This is a genomic window from Micromonospora sp. WMMD1274 (assembly GCF_049179035.1).
Classification (GTDB): Bacteria; Actinomycetota; Actinomycetes; order Mycobacteriales; family Micromonosporaceae; genus Micromonospora; species Micromonospora tulbaghiae.
Genome location: NZ_JBMHMG010000001.1, coordinates 3026759 through 3047581 on the forward strand (window position 1 = coordinate 3026759; position 20823 = coordinate 3047581).

A 20823-nucleotide genomic window follows, 5' to 3' on the forward strand; every position below is an offset into this window, starting at 1 on the left:
GCCCTCGCGCCCGGTTGTCAGGCCGGACGAGGTCGTACCCCCCTCTGGAGAGCGTCGTGCCCAAGTCTCAGGTCCGCAAGAAGAAGGTGTACACCCCGCCGACGGACGTGCGTCCGACGGCGACGGCGTCGACGCGCAAGCCTAGCCCCATCTGGCTGCCGGTCACGGCGGTCACGCTGATCGTGGTGGGCATCGGCTGGCTGGTCCTCTACTACCTGTCCGAGCAGGCGTACCCGGTCGCCAGCTGGGGCTACTGGAACCTCGCCGTCGGCTTCGGCGCGATGGTCTCGTCGCTGATCCTGCTCTCCCGCTGGCGCTGATCCGGCGCTGCCCCACCCCGGCGTAGGTCACGCCACGCCGCCCCTGCCCGGCGCTTCGACGCCGCTCCACCTAAGGTGTGCGCAGGGCGGCGTGGCCTGGTGCGAGAAGACTCACGTTACTGCTGGGTAACCTTGCGCGTAGGCTGCACGGACAAGCAGCAGACCGGGAGGCCAACTCGATGGGCAGCGTCCAGATCGTCACCACGATCCTCGCGGCCGCCATCACCGCCGTGGCGGTGTGGCTTGCGGTGCGCGCGGTCATGAAGATGACAGCCGTCATCCGGCTCGGCCAGCCCGCGCCGGAGCGGTTCGGCGACAAGGGCGCGCGCACGAAGCAGATGCTGGTGGAGACCGCCGGTCACACCCGCATGCTGAAGTGGAGCGTGGTCGGCGCCGCCCACTGGTTCGTGATGGTCGGCTTCATCGTGCTGTCGCTGCTGGTGCTGGAGGCCTACTTCGAGGTGGTCTCGACCGGCGGCGGGCTGCCGATCATCGGGCACTGGACGATCTTCGGTCTCGTCACCGAGTGGATCGGCATCCTCGGCCTGGTCGGCATTCTGGTGCTGATGGCGATCCGGCTGCGCAACCGGCCCGGCCGCGCGGAGAACCGCTCCCGGTTCACCGGCTCGACCATGTGGCAGGGCTACTTCGTCGAGTGGGTCGTCCTGCTGGTCCTGATCTTCGGTTTCGTGATCCGGGGCTTCAAGGTCGCCACCGACCACTTCGAGTACCCGGTCTGGGCCGCCCCGCTCAGCCACGCCGTCGGCTCGGTCCTCCCCAACTGGGAGGCGGGCGTCAGCGTCGCCGCGCTCATCAAGATCGCCATCTCGATGACCTGGCTCATCGTGATCTCGCTGAACGTCACCATGGGCGTGGCCTGGCACCGCTTCCTGGCGTTCCCGAACATCTTCTTCAAGCGCGACCCGGAGAAGCCGGCCGGCTCCGGCCTCGGCCCGCTGCGCCCGATGACCAGCGAGGGCAAGCCGCTGGACTTCGAGGAGGCCGACCCGGAGAAGGACCAGTTCGGTGTCGCCCACGTCGAGCAGTTCACCTGGAAGGGCCTGCTCGACTTCAGCACCTGCACCGAGTGCGGTCGCTGCCAGTCGCAGTGCCCCGCCTGGAACACCGGCAAGCCGCTGTCGCCGAAGCTGCTGGTGCTGAGCCTGCGCGACCACGCGTACGCCAAGGCGCCGTACCTGCTGGCCGGTGGCGGCAAGGACCTGACCGGCGAGGAGAAGGCCACGCAGGCGCAGCTCGCCCACATGGACGTGCTGGCCCTGGCCGAGGCCGACCGGCCGCTGATCGGCACCGCCGAGGAGGGCGGCGTCATCGACCCGGACGTGCTCTGGTCCTGCACCACCTGCGGCGCCTGCGTCGAGCAGTGCCCGGTGGACATCGAGCACGTGGACCACATCGTCGACATGCGCCGCTACCAGGTGCTGATCGAGTCGAGCTTCCCCTCCGAGGCCGGCGTCATGCTGCGCAACCTGGAGAACAAGGGCAACCCGTGGGGCGCCCCGCAGAACACCCGCGAGGACTGGACCAAGGGCCTCGGGTTCGAGGTGCCGCGGGTCGGCGAGGTCGACGACTTCGAGTACCTGTTCTGGGTCGGCTGCGCCGGCGCGTTCGAGGACCGGGCCAAGAAGACCACCCGCGCTGTGGCCACGCTGCTCAACGAGGCGGGCGTCAAGTTCGCCATCCTGGGCGAGGGCGAGACCTGCTCCGGTGACCCGGCCCGCCGCATCGGCAACGAGTTCGTCTTCCAGATGCTGGCCCAGCAGAACGTCGAGACGCTGAACGAGGCGTTCGAGGGCCGGGAGAAGAGCAAGCGCAAGATCGTCGCCACCTGCCCGCACTGCTTCAACACCCTGGGCAACGAGTACGGCCAGCTCGGCGGCGAGTTCGAGGTGGTGCACCACACCCAACTGCTGGCCCACCTGGTCAGCGCCGGCAAGCTCACCCCGGTGCAGCCGGTCGACGGCGGCGTGACCTACCACGACCCGTGCTACCTCGGCCGCCACAACCGGATCTTCGCCGCGCCGCGTGAGGTGCTCGGCAGTGCCATCGGAGATGGCCGCGGTGGCGCAGCTTCCGATTCCGGTGCAGGCCGCGACAGCGGCCTCGTCGAGATGCCGCGCAACAGCGAGCGCTCCTTCTGCTGCGGCGCTGGCGGCGCCCGGATGTGGATGGAGGAGAAGATCGGCAAGCGGATCAACGTGGACCGGGTCGAGGAGGCCATGTCCACCGGCGCGAAGACCATCGCGGTCGGCTGCCCGTTCTGCTCGACGATGCTCAACGACGGCGTGAACGGCAAGGGCGCGGGCGAGGACGTCGAGGTGGTCGACGTGGCCAGCGTGCTGCTGCGCTCGGTCAAGCCGGAGGCCCCGGCCGGTGAGCCGGAGGTCGCGCCGGCCGCGAGCTGAGGCGTACACCGGCAGGAGCCGGACCACGACGGCGGCGGCACCCGAGCGGTGCCGCCGCCGTCGCGTTCAGCTGGTCGTGGTGGTCATGATGGCGGCGCTCGTCCCGGCCGTCATCGCGACCATCAGCGCGGCCTGCATCTCCTCGATCGCCTTCTTGACGGCGGCCGACGCCCAGTCACCGGCCGCGATCTCGTCGATGCGCGCCTTGACCCGCTCCTTCGGCAGCTCGCGGAAGATCTTGCGGTCCAGGCCGACCGCGCGGGTCAGCGTGAGCAGCGCGGCGGTCCGGGCGTCGACCGGGCCGTCGGTGGTGAGCGCCGTCGTCATCCGTTGGCGGGCCGCGGTCTCCACCGCCGGCTCCGCGCCGGTCGGCGAGGGATAGCGGGTACGCGGGAAGACCAGCAGCACCCGGTCGGACTCCCGGCGCAGCACCCCGGCGTCGACGAGCCCGCCGAGCACCCGGTCCGGCAGGCCCTTGGCGAGCTTGCCGATCCAGTCCTTCGGCTTGCGCGGCCGGCCGGACCCCACGGTCGCCAGTGCCTCGTCCAGCAGCGGTACGCCGGTCGGCGTGGGATCGGTGACCACGAGACGCTTGTCCGCGACCTCCACCCGGCCGGCCAGGGCCAGTTCCAGCAGCACCGCACCGGCGAGGCCGTAGCCGAGGTGCGGACTGCCGAGCCGGTTCGCGCCGTCGTCGTCGTACGCGAGCAGGACCAGTTCGTCGGTGAGCAGCAGGCCGTCCATGCGTCCACGCTACGGGGGGCCCGCCATCGGCGCGCGCGTGCCACAATCACGCGCATCGACGGCCTTCTGCTTCTGACGCTGTTGCCCCTGGTCGGTTTCGTGCTGCTGACCGCCGGCAACGCGTTCTTCGTCGCGGCCGAGTTCGCCCTGGTCACGGTCGACCGGGCGGAGATCGACAGGCGGGCCGGCGAGGGGGACGGCCGGGCCGTCACGGTACGCCGCGCGCTGCGCGAGCTGTCGTTCCAGCTCTCCGGCGCGCAGCTCGGCATCACGCTCACCGCGTTGCTCACCGGCTACCTGGCCGAGCCCGCGCTCGCCCGGCTCTTCACGCCGCTGCTGCACCCGCTCGGCGGCGCGGAACGCTTCTCCGGCCTGCTCGCGCTGGCCCTGGCCACGCTCATCTCGATGCTGTTCGGCGAGCTGGTGCCGAAGAACCTGGCGCTGGCCCGCCCGATGCCGGCGGCGCTCGCCACCGCCGCGCCGATGCGGGCCTTCTCCCGCGCCTTCGGCTGGCTGATCCGGCTGCTCAACGAGTCCGCGAACCGGCTGGTGCGCCGCCTCGGCGTGGAGCCGCAGGAGGAACTGGCGAGCGCCCGCTCCCCGGAGGAGCTGGGTCTGCTCGCCGCCATCTCGGCCCGGGCCGGCGCGCTGCCGCCGGACACCGCGATGCTGCTGCGCCGCACCATCCGCTTCGGCGACAAGCGGGCCGCCGAGGCGATGACGCCCCGGGTGGACGTGACCGCGTTGCACGCCAGCACGACGGTGGCCGAGTTGCTGGAGGCGTCCCGGCGCACCGGCCGGACCCGGTTCCCGGTCTACGAGGAGACGCTCGACCTGGTCACCGGCGTCGCCGGGGTGCCCGACGCGCTGGGTGTGCCGCTGGCCCGCCGGGCCGCCACCACTGTCGCCGCCGTCGCCCGGGAACCGGTGTACGTCCCGGAGAGCCTCAACCTGAACGGGGTGCTGGCCGCGCTCAAGGCCGCCGGGGCGGACCTGGCGATCGTGGTGGACGAGTACGGGGGCACCGACGGCGTGGTGACAGTGGAGGATCTCGTCGAGGAGCTGGTCGGGGAGATCGCCGACGAGTTCGACCCGGACGCGGTGGACGGCTTCGGTCCGGTGGAGCTGACAGTGCCCGGCGGGGAGCGGACCGTCCTGACCGACGGTGTGCTGCGCGCCGACGAGCTGGTCGAGCAGACCGGGTTCCGGTTGCCCGACGGGCCGTACGAGACGCTCGGCGGGTTCCTCATGGCGCGGCTCGGCCACATCCCGGTGCCGGGCGAGACGGTCGACGAGGCCGGGTACGAGTTCACTGTGGTGGAGGTCGACCGGCACCGGATCGAGCAGGTGCGGGTGGTGCGCCCCGAGGAGCCCGACGACGGTGCCTGAACTACTCGTGGCGGTGGCGTTGCTGCTCGGCAACGCGTTCTTCGTGGGCAGCGAGTTCGCGCTGATCGCCTCCCGCCGTACGGTGATCGAACCGCTGGCGGCGACATCGAAGCGGGCCCGGCTGGCGCTGGCGGCGATGAACCAGATCCCGCTGATGATCGCCGGGGCGCAGCTCGGCATCACGGTCTGCTCGCTCGGTCTCGGCGCGATCGCCGAGCCGGCGCTGGCGCACCTGCTGGAGCCGCCGTTCGCCGCGCTGGGGCTGCCCGCCTCGGCGGTGCACCCGGTGTCGTTCGTCATCGCGCTGGCGGTGGTGGTGTTCCTGCACACGGTGGTCGGCGAGATGGTGCCGAAGAACATCACGCTGGCCGGCCCGGAGCCGTCGGCGCTCTGGCTCGGCCCGGCGATGCTGGCGTTCTGCCTGGCCACCAAGCCGCTGCTGCTGGCGATGAAGTGGGCGTCCCGGCAGGTGCTGCGGTGGTGGCGGGTGGAGGCCACCGACGCGGTGAAGACCGTGTTCACGGCCGAGGAACTGGCCGGGCTGGTCTCCCAGGCGCGTACCGAGGGACTGCTGGACGCCGAGGAGCACGCCCGGATCACCGGCGCGCTGGCCCTGCACAGCCGTACCGCTGCGGACGCGCTGCAACCCTGGTCCACCGTGACTACCGTGGCCGAGGACGTCTCACCGGCGTCGCTGGAGGTGCTGGCGACCCGTACCGGCCGGTCCCGCTTCCCGGTGGTGCAGCGGTCCACCCGCCGGGTGCTCGGTTTCGTGCACGTCAAGGACGTGCTCGGGTACGCCGGGGCGAGCCGCCGGGCGCCGGTGCCGGCCGCCGTCTACCGGCCGCTGGCGGTGGTGCCGCCGGACCGTACGCTCGCCGATCTGCTGCTCGCGATGCGCCGCGAACGCCGCCACATGGTGCTGGTCAGCGACGGACGCCGGCCGATGGGTGTGGTGACGCTCGACGACGTATTGACAGCCATCGTCGGGAGATGAAATGAATACCCTTGGTGTGCAATCGATTGCGGATACGTGATTGAACAAACGGTCGCCTTGATTCCATCGGACGCCTTCCCTAATGTGGGGCACCGACCGCTGTGGGTCGTCTGCCTCGAACTTCCCTCTCGCGAGGCGCCCGGCGGTCGGTTGCAAAGGAGTCCGTGCCGGTGGCAACCACGCCCCCTCAACGTCACGCCCCGAGCGCTCCACCCGGCCGGCGGGCCGGGTTCCAACGGGTGGTACGCCGTCTGGTCACCCTGGTCGCGGCCGCCGCGGTCGGCGCCGGGATGCTGACCGCCCCGGCGCACGCGGCACCGTCGGTCGACGAGATCGACGCGCAGATCGACAAGCAGTGGGAGCAGCTCGAACCCACCATCGAGCAGTTCAACAAGGTCCGCTCGCAGCTCCGGACCAACCAGAAGAAGTCCAAGGCGCTGAAGGACAAGATGGTGCCGCTGGAGCTGGCCTCCACGCTCGCCATGAACAAGGTCGGCGACATCGCGGCCCGGTACTACATCCAGGGCCCGTCGCAGGAGCTGGGCGCGCTGCTGGTGAACAGCAAGCCGGGCGCGCTGGCCGAGCAGCTGGTCATGCTGGACCGGATCGCCGACGACCAGCGCCGCCAGATCGCCGGTGTGCTCAAGGTGCGCGACGAGTACAACAGGCAGAAGGAGAAGCTCGACGCGCTGATCGCGCTGGAGATCAAGCAGCAGAACGACCTCGCGGCGAAGAAGAAGCAGATCGACTCGGAGATCAAGCGGCTGACCGCCATGCTCCCGGTGACCTCGATCCGCCCGGCGGGCTGCCCCAAGATCGACGGCGTGGTGAGCAGCGCCGCGCGGACCGCCATCAAGACGGCGTGCGCCCAGGTCGGTGACCCGTACGTGTGGGGCGCCACCGGCCCGAACTCGTTCGACTGCTCCGGTCTCACCCAGTACGCGTACAAGGCGGCCGGCATCTCGCTGACCCACTTCACCGGTGCCCAGTGGAACGAGGGCCGCAGGGTCTCCCGCTCCGAGGCCCGCCCCGGTGACCTGGTGTTCTTCGGCTCCGACCTGCATCACGTCGGGCTCTATCTCGGCAACGGGGTGATGGTGCACGCGCCACGTACCGGCAAACCGGTCCAGGTGTCGAGCATCAACACCCAGCCGCTCGCCGGCTTCGTCCGGGTCAGCTGACCCGCAACCCCTGACAGCGGGAAGGCCCCCGGTCCGCACGGACCGGGGGCCTTCTCGTGTGCGGTGACGGGTCAGCGCGGCGCGCCGACCGGGGACGGCAGGATCAGCACGTCGTCCAGGTTCACGAACATGATCCGGTGACCGAACTGGACCTGCACGTAGCGGTTCTCGCCGCGGACCACGGTCCGGTCACCCGGTGCGGAACCGTCGAACGAGACCGCCCGGTAGTACTCGCCCGGCAGCACCCCGCCGACCGCGTACCGCTGGCCGGCGGCGAACGTGTACTGCAGCGGCGAGATGGCCTGGTACGGGATGGTGTCCGGGTAGGCGGCCTGCTCCGGATAGGCCCGCCCGTACACCGGGATGGTGGCCTTGCCGGGCCGCGGCGTCACGACGAAGCCGGTGGCCCACTTGGCCGTCGGCGCGGAGGCCGGGTTGAGGAACCACGCCTTCTGGCCGAGGTACCAGATCGCCGTCCAGTCGCCCTGGCGGCCGGCGAGGGCGTACGTCTGGCCGGCCGAGGCGCGGGCGCCGTGGTCGGAGATGTACATGGTGTCCGGCGTGCCGTCCGGGCGCAGCCCGAGGTCGTTGACGAGCGGGGCGTCCGGGCTCGGCGCGGTCCGCAGGATCACGGCCGAGGAACCACGCGACGGGCACGGCTCGGCCGGCGGCCGGGGCGTCGGGACGCCGGGCGGCTGCTGGTTGCAGCCGGTGAACGCGGGCCGGTTGGTGGCGAAGTCCGGGTCGATGGTGACCAGGCCGGTCCGGGGCGTGCCGGTGCCGCGGAACGGCGCCTTCATCAGGTCGAAGTAGTGCGACCAGTCCCAGTACGGTCCCGGGTCCCAGTGCATGCCGCCCACGTTGGCGGCGGTGATGCCGGGCACGTTGTCGTGGCCGATGATGTGCTGGCGGTCCATCGGAATGCCGAGCTTCAGCGCCAGGTGACGCACCAGCTTGGCGGAGGTGCGGTACATCGCCTCGGTGTACCAGGTGCCCTGACCGGCGAAGCCTTCGTGCTCCAGGCCGATGGACTTCGCGTTGACGTACCAGTTGCCGGCGTGCCAGCCCACGTCCTTGGTCTTGATGTGCTGGGCGATGTAGCCGTCCACCGAGCGCAGCGTGTAGTGCCAGCCCAGGTAGTCGGCCCGCTTCACCAGGTCGACGCTCGGGCCGAAGTAGCCCTCGGTGTCGTGGATGACGATGTACTCGATCTTCTGCTGCTTCGGCCGGTCGCCCAGGTCGTGGTTGCCGTAGTCGCCCGGGTCGTCGCTGAGCTGCTCGTACGGCGCGGGGATCCAATCGCAGGCCAGCCGCACCGGGCACTCCAGCCCGTCCGGCCGCTCGGCGTTGCGCAGGCCGAGGCGGGCCAGGCGGGAACGGTCCGGCTTCGCGGCGGTGGCGGCGAGCGTGACCCGCTGGCCGTCGTCGGTGGTCCGGCTGGCCCCCTGGCCGAGCTGGTCGTACACCTCGTCGGCGAAGGCCGCCGCGGCGTCGGAGGTGTCCGCGCCGGAGTACCGGGCCACCGCCGCGTACCAGGCCGCCGGGTCGGTGCCGGCACCGACCGGCCCACCCAGGGCCTTCTGGTACGACGCCAGCAGCGCCGCGCCACCGCGGATGTTCGCGGCCGGGTCGGTCCGCAGCGTCCCCGCGTCGAGCCCGGTCAGCGCGGCGGCCGCGTCGAGCGTCTGGAGCGAGGCGGGCGGCAGCGGGGTCTCCCGCTGCGGCGCGGCGGCCGTGGCCGGGTCGAGCTTGAGCGGGCGGGCGTCGTCGCCGCGCGGGTCCTCGTCCTCGTCGACGTGGGCGCTGCCCGGCATGGCGAGGATGTGCGTGGCGTCGGTCAGGTGCATCGGGCCGTAGCCGCCGCTGGTGCTGGGCTGCCCGGTGTGCGTGTCCCAGCGGGACTCCAGATAGGAGACGCCGAGCAGCACGTTCTGCGGCACGCCGTACTCGGCCGCGGCGGCGGCGTATTGTTGTTGCCGGTCGCTCGCGGGCGCGGGCGTGTCCGGCGCGGCGGTCACCGGGCCGGTCGTCGCCAGCGCGGTGGCTGTCGCCACTGCGGCGGCGAGCAGTATCCGTCTGCCCGACGGCGGGGCGGAGAGGTGCATCGAACCTCCTGGACAGGGATGGGGGTCACTGCGTTTCCACCCTCACTCCGCACACCCGTGAGGGTCAATACCTTTCCAGTGGGTAATCAGCCTTGAAAGAAAATTTCACCTCCGCGCGGGTGCGGCACCGGATCGCGTACGGAGTGTCACGGCGCTGGAAGTTGCGGATCGATAACGGTGGTCCCTACTCTGGTGAATCGTCGGCCGCACGTCTCACCGTCCAACCCGGTCGGTGACGGTCCGACACCGCCGAGTCGCCTCCGGGCGAGCCGGGGAACCAGGTACCTGGGGTGAATCCGCAGCGATGCGGTAGGGCGGCTCCCTTCCCGCCCGAATCCGTCAGCTAACCCGGTAGGCGGTACGGAAGAAGGAGTACGGACGCCCGGTGGCACTCCATGCCCCGCGGCCGTCGTCGAACCGGTCGGCCGACCGGTCCTTCGTCGCGCCGCGTTCCCGCTGGTCCCGCTTCACCACCGCCCTCGCCGCACTGGTCGGCACCGCCGTCGTCCTGACCGGCGGCGCCACGGCGGCACACGCCGAACCCTCGGTCGCCGAGATCGAGGCCCAGATCGACCGCGACTGGAACAAGCTCGAACCGGTCATCGAACAGGTCAACGCCGTACGCGGGCAGCTCGCCGCGCGGCGCAAGCAGGCCGACGCGCTCGGCCGGCAGATCGCACCCCTCCAGGCCCGGGTGGACGCCGCACTCGGCCAGGTCGGCGGGCTCGCCGCCGACGCCTACAAGGGCGACAACCTCTCCACCGTGAACGCGCTGCTGGGCAGCCGTTCGCCCGGTGACCTGGTGAACGGCCTGGAACTGCTCGACCGCTTCGCGCACCGCCAGCACGAACAGGTGCGCTCCGTCGCCGCGCTGCGCGACGAACTGGCGGCGAAGAAGAAGCCGCTGGACGAGATGATCGCCGGCCTGGCGCGTACCGAGGCCCAGCTCGCGGCGAAGAAGAAGCAGATCGACGCCGAGATCGCCAAGCTGGAGAAGCTGCGGCTCAAGGTGTACGGCAAGGGTGGCGGCGGCCCGCTGCGCCCGGCGCCGTGCCCGGCCGGCTACCCCGGCGGCCCGGCCGGTGCGGCGGTCAAGTTCGCCTGCGCCCAGATCGGCAAGATCTACGTCTGGGGCGCGGCCGGACCGGACCACTTCGACTGCTCGGGCCTCACCATGGCGGCCTGGGCCAAGGGCGGCGTCTCACTGCCGCACAGCGCACGCCAGCAGCACGGCGTGACGAAGCGGATCAGCCGGGCCGAACTGCGCGCCGGTGACCTCGTCTTCTACTACAGCGACCTGCACCACGTGGCGATGTACGTGGGCGACGGCTGGGTGGTGCACGCCTCCCAGTCCGGCAAGCCCATCACCATGAAGCGGGTCGACGACGGCGACATCAACAGCTACGGCCGTCCCGGCTGAGGTCGTGCTCCGGGGCTCCGCCGGTGACGGCGGGGCCCCAGGCGCGGCGCCCCAAGCGCGGCGTCAGCGGGTCGGCCAGGTCCGCCAGCTCTGCCAGGACCGGCTCGGCGTCGGGCCGCGCTGCCCCTGGTAACGCGAACCGTAGACGGCCGAGCCGTACGGGTGCTCGGCCGGCGAGGAGAGCCGGAAGATGCAGAGCTGGCCGATCTTCATGCCCGGCCAGAGCGTGATCGGCAGATTCGCCACGTTCGACAGCTCCAGCGTGACGTGGCCGGAGAACCCCGGGTCGATGAAGCCGGCCGTCGAGTGGGTCAGCAACCCCAGCCGCCCCAGGCTCGACTTGCCCTCCAGCCGGCCCGCGAGCTGGTCACCCAGCGAGATCACCTCAAGCGTGGACGCGAGCACGAACTCGCCCGGGTGCAGCACGAACGGCTGCCCCTCCGGCACCTCCACCATCGAGGTCAGGTCGTCCTGCTGGATCGACGGGTCGATGTGCGTGTAGAGGTGGTTGTTGAAGACCCGGAACAGCCGGTCCAGGCGTACGTCGATGCTCGACGGCTGCACCAGCGTGGGCTCGAAGGGCTCCAGCGCGAGCGTGCCGGCCTTGATCTCGGAGACCAGGTCGCGGTCGGAGAGCAGCATCGGAACACCATAGCGACCGGTACGGGTGACCAGCGTGTCGCACTACATCTTCGTACACGTGTTCGATAGAGTGTCCACATGGCTTCCTGGTCCGAATTCGCCGCCGACGAGCCCCGCCTCGCCGACGAGCTCCGCCTCCTGATGCAGCAGTACGGGCCGGGCTTCGGCTACCTCGCCACGGTCCGCGCCGACGGCGGCCCCCGGGTCCATCCCGTCTCCCCGGTGATCACCGACGACGGCCTCTGGTGCTTCGTCATCGACTCGCCGAAGCGCCGCGACCTCGAACGCGACGGCCGCTACGCGCTGCACTCGTTCCCGCCGGAGGAGAGCGACGACGAGGCGTACGTCGCGGGCCGCGCCCGGCCGGTGACCGACCCGGCCACCGTGGCCCGGCTGGCCCGGATCGCCCGCGCGTCGCCGCAGGGCGACTGGCGACTGTTCGAGTTCACGGTCGAGGCGGCGATGCTGACCCGGCGCGACCCGGTGGCCCAGCCCGGCGCCGCCCCGCCGCAGGTGCGGGTCTGGCTCGACCCGCGCGGAGCCGAACCGGCCCGGCGGGAGCCGGTGGGCGCGGAGGCCCGGCGCGGCCGGCACGGCTTCGACACCCGCCGCCCGGCCGCCTGACCCGACCCGGAACGAAACGGTGCCGGCCCCGTCCGAGGACAGGGCCGGCACCGGTACGTGGTGCGAGGGTCAGGCCGCGCGGTAGGCGTTCCACGCGGTGAGCATGCGGCTCGCCTGGCCGGCGGTGAACTGGTACATGCAGGAGTCGTACGTGTAGTCCATGAAGTTGGTGATCGGGTCCTTGCCCGCGGTCGAGCAGGTGTCCCGCCCGGTCGGGCACTGGTACGCCGGCGACGCCTCGGCCGGGGTGTCGGAGACGCTGTCGCCCGAGCCGGAGCAGCCGCCCTGGAAGGTGTGGTAGAGGTTCAGCCAGTGGCCGACCTCGTGGGTGCCGGTGTCACCCTGGTTGTAGTTGGTCGCGGTGCCGCCGGGCAGCGACTCGTTGAGCACGACCACGCCGTCCATCTTGTCCAGCGTCCGCTTCGGGAACGTGGCCCAGCCCAGCAGGCTGTCGCTCAGCTCGCCGAGGTAGATGTTCAGCGTGTTCTTGCCGCCCTCACGCAGCGAGGTCTTCATCGAGCGCTCGGCGGAGGAGCCCTGCACGATCGGGTACCACGACGGGTTGGTCACCCGGTTGATCTTCGTGAGCTGGAACCCGAACGCGGTGGCGGCGCCGCCGGTCGAGCCCGCGTACGACTGGTTCAGCACGGTGATCTGCTGGTTGATCATCGAGTCGGTGATGTTGCCGCCGGCCCGGGTGCTGTTCTCCTGGATGACGTGCACGACGACCGGGATGGTCACGGTGGCCAGCGGCGCGACGGCGCCGGTCCGGAAGTTGGCCCGCTCGCGCTGCGCCGCGGCGAGGTCGGCCTCACGGTCACGGACCTGCTTGGCGGTCAGGTGGTTGGGGTCCAGCTTGGCGTTGCCACCCTTCGCGACGCGCGCGTTCGCGTGCTCGTCGGCGTGGGCGTCGGCCGGCTCGGCGCAGACGCCGGCCGGGGCGGCCGAGAAGGCCGAAGCAGCGGGGACGACGCCGACGGCGGCGGTGCTGAGCAGCAGCGCGAGGGTCGACGTCGCGACACCGGCGGTACGCCGGGTCAGCAGGTTGGGACGGAGTCCCATGGGCCCACCTCTTTCTGACGGCGTGCCAGGGGGTGTGTCACGCCGGTTCGGAAACGTGGGGCAGACGTTACATCCCATCGACAGATTTGAGAACGCCCATATGTTGCCGACGTGCAACTTCGCGCCGGCCGGCCTCGCTTGAGTGCTTGATCCACTCCAGCTCGGGGAGGTGGCGGGGTCAACCGCCCGCCGATGCCGCCACCTCGCCGAAGTGGCGCGGGCACCTGGATGCACGAGGGTGGGGGTCTTCAGGTAGAGTGGTGCCGCTTGCGGGTGTAGTTCAATGGCAGAACATCAGCTTCCCAAGCTGACAGTGCGGGTTCGATTCCCGTCACCCGCTCCACCGCGAAGGCCCCAGCTCAGGACAGGTTTCCTGGCTGGGGCCTCGGTCGTTCCTACCGCCTCTTGCGCTGGCCGTGCCCGGTACGTGCCCGATCGCGGCCCTTCTGATCTGCTCGCTGAGCCCACTCGCGATGTGCTCGTCGCTCCTTGGCGGTGTGCTGGTAGATCAACGCGGCGCGCGTGGAGGCGTGGCCCATTCGGGCCATGATCAGCCGATGTAGCCGACGCCTACGCGCAGGTGGGTGACTAATTGGGTGACGACCGGTGTGGACTCTCGCGGACAACGGCGGATCGCAGGGGATTCCTACGCAGGCGATGTGCTTACGCGAGTCGTGGCTAAACCTTCGTGATCATTCCTTCGGGACGAAGAGGTCATCGCAGCTCGAACGTGAAACGCTCCTCACGGCCAGCCTCTCGGTCCTCGGCTTCCACGGCTCGCAGGAGGCCGCAGATCCTTTTGAATCGCTCCGCTCCGAGATTCCTCTCGCTGACCTGCCAGTCAGTCCAGACGACGGCGACCGGGCGGGGAACATCCCTGCTCAGTCGGTCCCACAGAGCATCCAGATTCGCACCGTAGTGCGGCCCGAAGTCGAGAGCACGGGCCAGGAGCAGGTGAAGGTCGGCTTCGGTTCGGACCTCGGGGCCGTCGATTTCCAAGAGCAAATGTCCTCACCCGTCCCTGCTGGCAGCTACGCCACCGACGCGCCTCCTCGTCTGGGCTCAGGCTCGTGTCCGATCCGTGCCCGACACAGCGGGGCGACAGGCACACGTGAGCTGCCCGACGATCAACGTTCGGTAGCGATCTCCCTGATGCTGCAACTACCCACCGTGTAGATCAACCCGATTCCCAAGCTGACAGTGCGGGTTCGATTCCCGTCACCCGCTCCAGCGTGAAGGCCTTGATCAGGACGGCAGTCCCGGTCAGGGCCTTCGATGTTCCAGGGGTCACCAGCCTGCACGGGCCGATGGCCGCGGCTTCTTGCCGTCTTTCTCGCTAGGCGTGCCCTGCCGAGCTTGTAGTGGTTGGTGTCGGTGGCTGGTGTCATCGGGCGCCTAACCTAGCCGTGTGGAATCGCGTCGAGCAGGCCCCGGGGTGGGTGGTCGCTGCTGATGAAGTCGATGAATGATGTGTTCAACGAGGCGGTGGACTACGGGGTCGAGGGCGTGGTGCCGGTCGGTACACCCATCGGGGTGGAGAAGCTCTCGCACGTACACCGTGTCTTCAATGCCATCATGGGCGGCGGCCTGGGTTTTGCGGTGGAAGTGGTCGCGTCGGACGAGTTCAGGCGTGCTGTGGAGGGCTTCCGATACCTCGACCTTGGCGAGGTCGCGAACCTCCTCGCGGAACTGGTCGAGAGTTACGGAAGTTCCGGTTACGACGTCCGGAAGGAAGAGATCCTGGACGCCTTGCTCGTCGGCGCGCTGATCCATGACGCTTTTCGGCGGAAGGTCTCCGAGGCTCCATCCGACTTTGGGTTCGATACCTCAGTTCCTCACGATCCTGCTCCGGTTCAAGGTCAGCCCAGGTAGTAGGCGGCTCACCACCCGGCTTGCTCGGCCACGGAGAAGTTGTCAAAGTCGCCCGCGGCCTCGCAGTCGTGCAGGTAGCGGAGTGCTTCTATCGCATCCTCGGAGCCGTCCGGCCCTCAAGTGCGCCTTGGTGGCGTCCAGTCCCGCATCGCAGAGCAGTTCGACATCGATCGAGCAGTGGGCAGCCTCATGAGTTCGGTGTCCTGGTCGTGCTGATCCAGGTCCGCCTGGGCTCGGAGCATCTCGCGGATGTGAGGCAGGCCGGCGTCGGTCGGCCGCAGGCCGTAGTGGCGAATGATCTCGTCGTCGTTCACCGCTCTCCTTCGCGCGACCTGGCGCCGTCCGCAGGCGTCGTCGGGTGCCAGGCGTGGAGCCGGCGCCTATGGTTCTGCGCGTGAGTGAGAATGCGTTCGTCTTCCCGGCCGTGTCCAGGGCGGACGTGTTGCGGCTCCTGGGTGCCCTCGGTGAGACCCAGCCGGATCAGTGGGTCGGGCCGGGCTCGGTCTTCCTCTGGCTGGTGGAGGAACACCGTGACCTGTACCTCGACTGGGAGCCCGAGATGGTGGCGGAGTTGGAGCGCGCTGTCGGCGAGCGGCCGGCGTGGGCGGTCCAGGTGAACTACCGGTTGTCGCGGCGGCAGGAGGCAGTGGCAGCGATCCGGACGCTGCTCGGACGCGGTGGTGTCGCGGTGGACGACTTCGTCGGTCACGTCTGGACGACCCACGAAGTCGAGACCGATTCCGTCGTCCGTGGTGGCAGATTCGGCGAGCCGCCGGTTCGCACCTGACGTGCGGACGAGGTAGGGCTGCTGACGCCGGTGACTGGGGCGGTGAGCATCGGAAGAAGCGGTTCATGGGCGAGACGCAGGCCGGCGAGGTCGGACGTCGCGAACCAGGCCACGGCGTCGTGCTCGTCCGGTGCCCTGCGAGCCGGTCGCGAGGCCGCTGCCTGTCGGCCGTCGTCGGTACGATCGCGCGATCCCCATTTGTTGATCAACGGAGAGAACCGTGCAACTGCGCCTGAAGTACGCGCCCGTCCCGGAGAACGCAGCCCGGTTCGCGGGCGACATCGTGGTGTCAGCGGCCCAGGTCAGCGGCGTGCACCTGGACTACACGCCGGACAGCCTGGCATCCGTGGACTCCATCCTCGACGGCTTTCGGGCCGAGGGCCTCGCGGCTGGACAGGTGGCGGAGACTCTCTTCGGCTTCGGTTGCTATGTCGGCGAGGTGCTGACCCGGCATGCCGGTGGACGGTGGCGGGCAACGGCGGCAGACGAACTGGCCGTCGTCGGGTGGCCCATGGTGGTGGAGCTCGGCGGGCAGCGCTGGTGCAATCCGATTGCGAAGGCCTTCAAGCGACTGGAGAACGGTCCGGAGGACAGCCTCCGGTACTTCTACGCCGTGTTCGCACCGGGGGGAGCCCGCTAGCGAGGGCTGATCAGCTCGCCGCCTGGGCCGCTCACGTGCCCCGGGACGCCGCCTGGGCCAAGGCGGATCTCCGTTGTCGGTTGAGGTGACACGTACCATCGTGATGTGCGACCTACCGAGCCGGTGCGCTCCGGTTCGCCCGCCTGGGACATCGCGGTTCCGCAACGACCGGGCCGGTTGGCGGGGGTCACCATGGCGGGTTTCAGCGATCGGGCTGACGCCCCGGTCGAGGTCGAGGTCGTGCCGCACCCCGCCGTCATGGTGATCTTCGACCTCGGCGATCAGCCGCTCGTCGTCGACGACGGTGCCGGCCGGCAACAGCGAGGCTGCGTCACCGCCGGACTCGCGTCACCCCCTGGCGCGCAAGGACGAGGACAGGCCGGAAGCTTCGCGTGCCTTCAGGTGCGGCTGTCGCCTGTGATCGCGCACGCGGTCCTGGGTGCCGCATCGGAGCTGAGCGGGACCGTGACCGCCCTCGACGACCTCTGGGGGCGCGACGCCGCGCGAATCCAGGAGCGACTGCGCGCCGCCCGATCCTGGGACGACCGGTTCGCGATGGCCGAGGTGGCGCTGGCCCGGCGTCAGGACGTGGGCCGCGCGGTCGATGCGGAAGTCGCCTACTGCTGGAGGCGGATGGTGGCCGGCGGGGGACAGGTGCGGGTCGAGCGGTTGGCGGCCGAGGTCGGATGGAGCCGCAAACGGCTGTGGGCCCGATTCCGGTCCCAGATCGGACTCACCCCCAAGCGCGCCGCCCAACTCATCCGGTTCGATCGTGCGGCCCATCGCCTCGCCGCGGGTCAAAGCGCCGCAGCGGCGGCGGCAGACAGCGGTTACGCCGACCAGTCGCACCTCCACCGAGACGTCATGACCTTCACCGGAGCGACGCCCACGACCGTGGCGAACGCACCGTTCCTCGCCGTCGACGACGTCGCCTGGCCCGCCCGGCCCTGACGCCGGAGGGTGGGGAGTCCGTCCTGACATTCGTTCAATCCACCGGCATGCACCGGCTGTGACAGTGAGTCCACAGCGTCTGCATCCCGGAGGACAACATGAGAGGCAAAGCCCCACTGGGCACCCGGCTCCTGAGGGACACCCTGGACTGGGAGGCTCTGACCGACGAGCAGGTGATCGCCGCGCGCGAGAAGGCCAACCGAGTGGCATCGTCTCGTGCCGCACGGATCATCACCGGCTTCCCGGACCGCCGCGCACGCATCGAGGCAGCCTCCATCGATCTTCCAGGTCGACGCCTGGGCCTGCGCGTACACCGACCGAAGGACACCGGCCGGAAGCTGCCCCTGGTCGTCTCGTTCCACGGCGGAGGCTTCTTCGCGGGGACGGCTGCCCAGAACGACTGGCTCAACAGCCACCTCGCGGCCCGGTGCCCGGCGGTGGTCGTCTCGGTGGAGTACCGCCTCGCCCCGGAGCACCCGCTACCCCAACCGATCGACGACGGCTACGACACCGTCGTCCGGCTCGTCGAAGATGCCGCACAGTGGGGCGTCGATCCCGCAGCCGTCGCGGTCATGGGCGAGAGTGCCGGTGGCACGATCGCCGGACTCATCGCCCTGCGCGCCCGCAAGGACGGCCCGCCGCTGAGCGCCCAGGCGCTGTTCTACCCGGGCACGGACTGGACGGAGAGCATGACCGAGTACCCCTCGATCACGGAGAACGCCGACAACCCCACGCTGTCGGTGTCCCGGCTGCGCGCGGCCCGCAAGGTGAGCCTGCCGCCCACGCTCGACCCGCGCAGCGTGTCACCCCTCATGTTCGACGACCTCAGCGGACTGCCGCCGACACTGGTGATCACCGCCGCACTGGATCCGCTGGCCGACCACGGAAGCCGCTACGTCGAACGACTTCGCGAGGACGGCACCGACGCCCGCCTGACCTGCTACCCGAGAGCCACCCACACCTTCCTGAGCACTCCCGGTCTGGTGCCGGCCGCCCGGCCGGCGCGCCGCGAGATGGTCGCCTTCCTGCGCAGCCGTCTTCATCCGGTGCCCCCAGACCGGTTGTCTCCGGTTTGACAGGATTCAAGGCGTGGCTGATCGAGCGTCGAGATATGTGCGTCGTGGGCCGGAGGGTGGGCCGTATGCGTGTCCGTGCTGCCAGTGCCTCACGCTCGACGAGCGTGGCATGCACGGGATCTGCCTGGTGTGTTTCTGGCAGGATGACGGGACAGACGACCTCAGCGCCGACGAGTTGAGTGGGCCGAACGGGCTGACCCTGGCCGAGGCGCGGGAGAACTTCGAGCGATTCGGTGCCTGTGCCGGGCTGCGATCGGACTGGCCTGAGCAGTTCGAAGAACTGCGGAGCCGGCTCGCTGACGGGATGCCGGTCGATGCAGCCATCGCTCTGATGCGGGAGCGCGGCCTGGGCTGGTTGGAGTCGAAGAAACTTCTGTGGCACCTGGTGGTGCCGGATGTTCGCGCGGTGAGGCTGCTGATCGAGGGCAGCGCTACTTGGGCCGATCGCCGTTCGAGAGCTGACCGGCGCGGGCGACAGGGGGCGTGACCGCAGTGAAGGCCCTGGCCAGGACGTGAGTCCCGCCAGGGCTTTCGACGTCACTCAGGCCACGGGCGCCTGGAGCGCCACCGCGAGAGCGGTTTGTCGTACCGCTCGGAGTCGGGAAGGCTGAACCGGCGGATGTCCTCGAGCAGTTCGGCCGACGCGTCGTACTCGCGCAGGACGGTGGGCGCGTGTCGGATCACCCACAGTTGCAGAGCGGGGGCCCACGCGTCGATGTCGTGCCAGCTCGGCCACGGCAGCGCATCGCCCCGCAGGTCGTACATCCACTCATCGATGGCCTGGGCCAGGTGTCGCCGGGCCGGCTCGTCGGCCAGCGCCTCCGCCCAGTCGGCCAGCCACGGGGTGAGCTCTGTGGTGGCCTCGGCGAGGAACGACAGGGCCGCATGGGCGGGCACCTTCGCGTCGGGCTCGACCAGGACGTGCACCCACCACACGTTCAGGAACTTCCGCAGGGCGGCCTGTTGCTCTCTCGGCCACTCGTGCCAGGGGGAGACGGCGAAGAAGTCCGCCAGACTGCCCAGCCCGTCCATCAGCACGATTCGGCCGGTCACGAGGTGCTGGGTCACCTGGGGCAGGATCCGGCGCAGCAGCAGACCGGGATAGTGCCAGTCCATGGTCCAGTACGTGCGACGAAACAGGTCATCGTCGAGCGGCACGTCCGGCGTCTTCAGCAGTGCCAGTTCCTCCGCGCTGCCCCAGTGGCACTCGCAGTTGGACTCCTGCTCGTGGGCCGTCATGCCCTGGAACGCGACGGCCACACCCGCCAGTGCCTCGTCCAGGAGGACGCTTGTCTCAGTCCGATCGGGGATCATGGCGAAATCCGCCTTCGAGGACTCCGGAAGGCGTACGCCTGCCGAAGAGAATGATCTTACGCTGGAGGCGACAGGGGCACAGGTGATTCCGGCGGCGATGAGTTGCGGGTCGTGGCCGGGTCTGCCGGTTGACGGAGCAGAAACCGGAGGAGCGGACTCATGGGCAAGTTGATCGTGACAGAGTTCCTGACCCTCGACGGCGTGGCGCAGGCTCCCGGCGAACCCGACGAGGACCGCGAGGGCGGCTTCAGCCACGGCGGCTGGCAGATGCCGCTGCTCGACGAGAAGTCCGGCGCGGTGATGTTCCAGCAGGCGAGCAGCATGGACGCGCTCCTGCTGGGCCGCAAGACGTACGACATCTTCGCCGGCTACTGGCCCCAGGCGCCCGCGGACATCCCCTTCACCGGGCTGCTCAACGGCGTGCCCAAGTACGTGGCCAGCCGTACGCTCGCCGAACCGCTGACCTGGGCGAACTCGTCGCTGGTGCAGGGTGACCTCGCCGAGCGCGTCACCGAGATGAAGGCCCGCCACGACGAGGTGCACGTGATCGGCAGCCTGGACCTGGTGCAGTCGCTGCTGCGCCTGGGCCTGGTCGACCGGCTCAACCTGTGGCTGTACCCGGTGGTGCTCGGCACCGGGAAGCGGCTGTTCGGCGAGGGAACGGTGCCAAGTGCGCTGCGGCTCACCGAGTCGGTCACCCACGCCCACGGCACGCTGCAACTGACGTACGAGCCGGCCGGCGCGCCCGCCTACGGGGACGCGGCCGCGTAGGGAGCGCGGAGGTCGAGCGTGTGCCGCAGGCCGGGCTCCCCGTCCAGATCCACCGCGCAGTCGGGCACCGCGCCGCCCGGCACGAAACCGGCACGCCGGAGCACCGCCAGCGAGGCCGGGTTCGCCAGGGCCGCCGAGGCGACCAGCCGGCGCAGCCCGTACTCGGTGCGGGCCAGTTCGCAGACGCGCCGTACACCTTCACTCGCGAGCCCGCGCCCGGCGGCGCGCTCGGCCACCCGGTAGCCCAGCTCGGCGCTGCCGCCTGCGACGTCGACCAGGTTGAACCGCCCGAGCACGGTGCCGTGGTCGCCGACCAGCACGTGGAAGTGGCAGGTGCCGCGTTCCTGCTCGTCCAGCAGGGCCGCGTGCCGGGCGGCGTACCCGGTGAAGAAGTCGTCGCCCCGGTCGGGGACGTACCGGGCGAAGTACGCCCGGTTCTCCCGCTCGAACCGCAGCACGGCGGGTGCGTGGTGGGCGGCGAGTCGTTCCAGCTCCGGCATCGGAC

At 70.2% G+C, this 20823-nt stretch carries 22 protein-coding genes, 1 tRNA gene and 1 riboswitch; of the genes, 15 read left to right on the forward strand and 8 right to left on the reverse strand.

The genetic code is table 11. The features are described from left to right. Window positions 1–56: 56 nt before the first annotated feature. Window positions 57–320: a cell division protein CrgA gene (locus ACN27D_RS13970; RefSeq protein ID WP_018785565.1), complete on the forward strand. Its 264-nt coding sequence runs from the start codon at window positions 57–59 to the stop codon at window positions 318–320. Between the two features lie 179 nt (window positions 321–499). Further along, on the forward strand, window positions 500–2743 hold the full coding sequence (locus tag ACN27D_RS13975; RefSeq protein WP_121686615.1) for a (Fe-S)-binding protein: 2244 nt from the start codon (window positions 500–502) through the stop codon (window positions 2741–2743). A gap of 66 nt (window positions 2744–2809) precedes the next feature. Here ACN27D_RS13975 and ACN27D_RS13980 read toward each other — a convergent pair whose 3' ends face one another. Next, the gene (locus tag ACN27D_RS13980) at window positions 2810–3487 is read right to left on the reverse strand and encodes a GOLPH3/VPS74 family protein (RefSeq protein ID WP_121686614.1); all 678 of its coding nucleotides are present in this window, start codon (window positions 3485–3487) and stop codon (window positions 2810–2812) included. A gap of 81 nt (window positions 3488–3568) precedes the next feature. Between ACN27D_RS13980 and ACN27D_RS13985 the strand changes: the two genes are divergently transcribed. The 3 genes from ACN27D_RS13985 (at window position 3569) to ACN27D_RS13995 (ending at window position 7054) form a co-directional block, all read left to right on the forward strand. Further along, complete coding sequence (locus tag ACN27D_RS13985; RefSeq protein WP_421499248.1) at window positions 3569–4876, forward strand: hemolysin family protein; 1308 nt, start codon at window positions 3569–3571, stop codon at window positions 4874–4876. Next, window positions 4869–5873, forward strand: coding sequence for a hemolysin family protein (locus ACN27D_RS13990; RefSeq protein WP_120572417.1), 1005 nt, complete (start codon window positions 4869–4871; stop codon window positions 5871–5873). The genes ACN27D_RS13985 and ACN27D_RS13990 overlap by 8 nt, the downstream gene beginning before the upstream one ends. 170 nt (window positions 5874–6043) lie before the next feature. Further along, window positions 6044–7054, forward strand: coding sequence for a C40 family peptidase (locus tag ACN27D_RS13995; RefSeq protein WP_120574067.1), 1011 nt, complete (start codon window positions 6044–6046; stop codon window positions 7052–7054). A 71-nt stretch (window positions 7055–7125) separates the two neighbouring features. On the opposite strand, the gene ACN27D_RS14000 is transcribed toward ACN27D_RS13995, so the two are convergent. Beyond that, a complete protein-coding gene (locus ACN27D_RS14000) occupies window positions 7126–9159 on the reverse strand; it encodes an N-acetylmuramoyl-L-alanine amidase (RefSeq protein WP_421499249.1) in 2034 nt (677 codons plus the stop codon). A 237-nt stretch (window positions 9160–9396) separates the two neighbouring features. Next, a riboswitch (cyclic di-AMP (ydaO/yuaA leader) is annotated at window positions 9397–9531 on the forward strand. Window positions 9532–9544: 13 nt separating this feature from the next. Between ACN27D_RS14000 and ACN27D_RS14005 the strand changes: the two genes are divergently transcribed. Continuing rightward, window positions 9545–10579, forward strand: coding sequence for an NlpC/P60 family protein (locus tag ACN27D_RS14005; RefSeq protein ID WP_421499250.1), 1035 nt, complete (start codon window positions 9545–9547; stop codon window positions 10577–10579). Window positions 10580–10642: 63 nt separating this feature from the next. Here the strand turns inward: ACN27D_RS14005 and dcd are convergent, their stop codons facing one another. Then, complete coding sequence (gene dcd / locus ACN27D_RS14010; RefSeq protein ID WP_013283324.1) at window positions 10643–11221, reverse strand: dCTP deaminase; 579 nt, start codon at window positions 11219–11221, stop codon at window positions 10643–10645. 78 nt (window positions 11222–11299) lie between these two features. Between dcd and ACN27D_RS14015 the strand changes: the two genes are divergently transcribed. Beyond that, on the forward strand, window positions 11300–11845 hold the full coding sequence (locus ACN27D_RS14015; protein ID WP_421499251.1) for a pyridoxamine 5'-phosphate oxidase family protein: 546 nt from the start codon (window positions 11300–11302) through the stop codon (window positions 11843–11845). A 69-nt stretch (window positions 11846–11914) separates the two neighbouring features. Here the strand turns inward: ACN27D_RS14015 and ACN27D_RS14020 are convergent, their stop codons facing one another. Then, entirely contained in the window at window positions 11915–12907 is a 993-nt protein-coding gene (locus ACN27D_RS14020; RefSeq protein ID WP_350814404.1) for a zinc metalloprotease, read from the reverse strand. A 269-nt stretch (window positions 12908–13176) separates the two neighbouring features. Between ACN27D_RS14020 and ACN27D_RS14025 the strand changes: the two genes are divergently transcribed. Next, window positions 13177–13250, forward strand: a tRNA-Gly gene (locus ACN27D_RS14025). Between the two features lie 371 nt (window positions 13251–13621). Here ACN27D_RS14025 and ACN27D_RS14030 read toward each other — a convergent pair. After that, on the reverse strand, window positions 13622–13906 hold the full coding sequence (locus ACN27D_RS14030) for a barstar family protein (protein ID WP_358191693.1): 285 nt from the start codon (window positions 13904–13906) through the stop codon (window positions 13622–13624). Between the two features lie 453 nt (window positions 13907–14359). Between ACN27D_RS14030 and ACN27D_RS14035 the strand changes: the two genes are divergently transcribed. Further along, a complete protein-coding gene (locus ACN27D_RS14035) occupies window positions 14360–14779 on the forward strand; it encodes a hypothetical protein (RefSeq protein WP_421499252.1) in 420 nt (139 codons plus the stop codon). Window positions 14780–14895: 116 nt separating this feature from the next. On the opposite strand, the gene ACN27D_RS14040 is transcribed toward ACN27D_RS14035, so the two are convergent. Then, a complete protein-coding gene (locus ACN27D_RS14040; RefSeq protein ID WP_421499253.1) occupies window positions 14896–15093 on the reverse strand; it encodes a hypothetical protein in 198 nt (65 codons plus the stop codon). An 80-nt stretch (window positions 15094–15173) separates the two neighbouring features. Here ACN27D_RS14040 and ACN27D_RS14045 point away from each other — a divergent pair, with 80 nt between their 5' ends. From ACN27D_RS14045 to ACN27D_RS14065, 5 genes are all read left to right on the forward strand, one after another. Continuing rightward, window positions 15174–15566 carry a hypothetical protein gene (locus tag ACN27D_RS14045; RefSeq protein ID WP_364807882.1) on the forward strand — a complete coding sequence of 131 codons (393 nt, stop codon included), beginning with the start codon at window positions 15174–15176 and terminating at the stop codon, window positions 15564–15566. Between the two features lie 220 nt (window positions 15567–15786). Next, window positions 15787–16206: a hypothetical protein gene (locus tag ACN27D_RS14050; RefSeq protein WP_364807884.1), complete on the forward strand. Its 420-nt coding sequence runs from the start codon at window positions 15787–15789 to the stop codon at window positions 16204–16206. A 105-nt stretch (window positions 16207–16311) separates the two neighbouring features. Continuing rightward, window positions 16312–17157: a helix-turn-helix domain-containing protein gene (locus ACN27D_RS14055; RefSeq protein WP_121686601.1), complete on the forward strand. Its 846-nt coding sequence runs from the start codon at window positions 16312–16314 to the stop codon at window positions 17155–17157. 98 nt (window positions 17158–17255) lie between these two features. Continuing rightward, window positions 17256–18233, forward strand: coding sequence for an alpha/beta hydrolase (locus ACN27D_RS14060; RefSeq protein WP_421499254.1), 978 nt, complete (start codon window positions 17256–17258; stop codon window positions 18231–18233). A 37-nt stretch (window positions 18234–18270) separates the two neighbouring features. Continuing rightward, window positions 18271–18720 carry a CPCC family cysteine-rich protein gene (locus ACN27D_RS14065; RefSeq protein ID WP_421501147.1) on the forward strand — a complete coding sequence of 150 codons (450 nt, stop codon included), beginning with the start codon at window positions 18271–18273 and terminating at the stop codon, window positions 18718–18720. A 50-nt stretch (window positions 18721–18770) separates the two neighbouring features. Here ACN27D_RS14065 and ACN27D_RS14070 read toward each other — a convergent pair whose 3' ends face one another. Then, window positions 18771–19547, reverse strand: coding sequence for a hypothetical protein (locus tag ACN27D_RS14070; protein WP_421499255.1), 777 nt, complete (start codon window positions 19545–19547; stop codon window positions 18771–18773). A 159-nt stretch (window positions 19548–19706) separates the two neighbouring features. On the opposite strand from ACN27D_RS14070, the gene ACN27D_RS14075 reads away from it, so the two are divergent. Next, complete coding sequence (locus ACN27D_RS14075; RefSeq protein ID WP_421499256.1) at window positions 19707–20318, forward strand: dihydrofolate reductase family protein; 612 nt, start codon at window positions 19707–19709, stop codon at window positions 20316–20318. Here ACN27D_RS14075 and ACN27D_RS14080 read toward each other — a convergent pair. Further along, a complete protein-coding gene (locus ACN27D_RS14080) occupies window positions 20297–20818 on the reverse strand; it encodes a GNAT family N-acetyltransferase (RefSeq protein ID WP_421499257.1) in 522 nt (173 codons plus the stop codon). The two genes, ACN27D_RS14075 and ACN27D_RS14080, sit on opposite strands and share 22 nt — an antisense overlap. Window positions 20819–20823 lie beyond the last annotated feature (5 nt).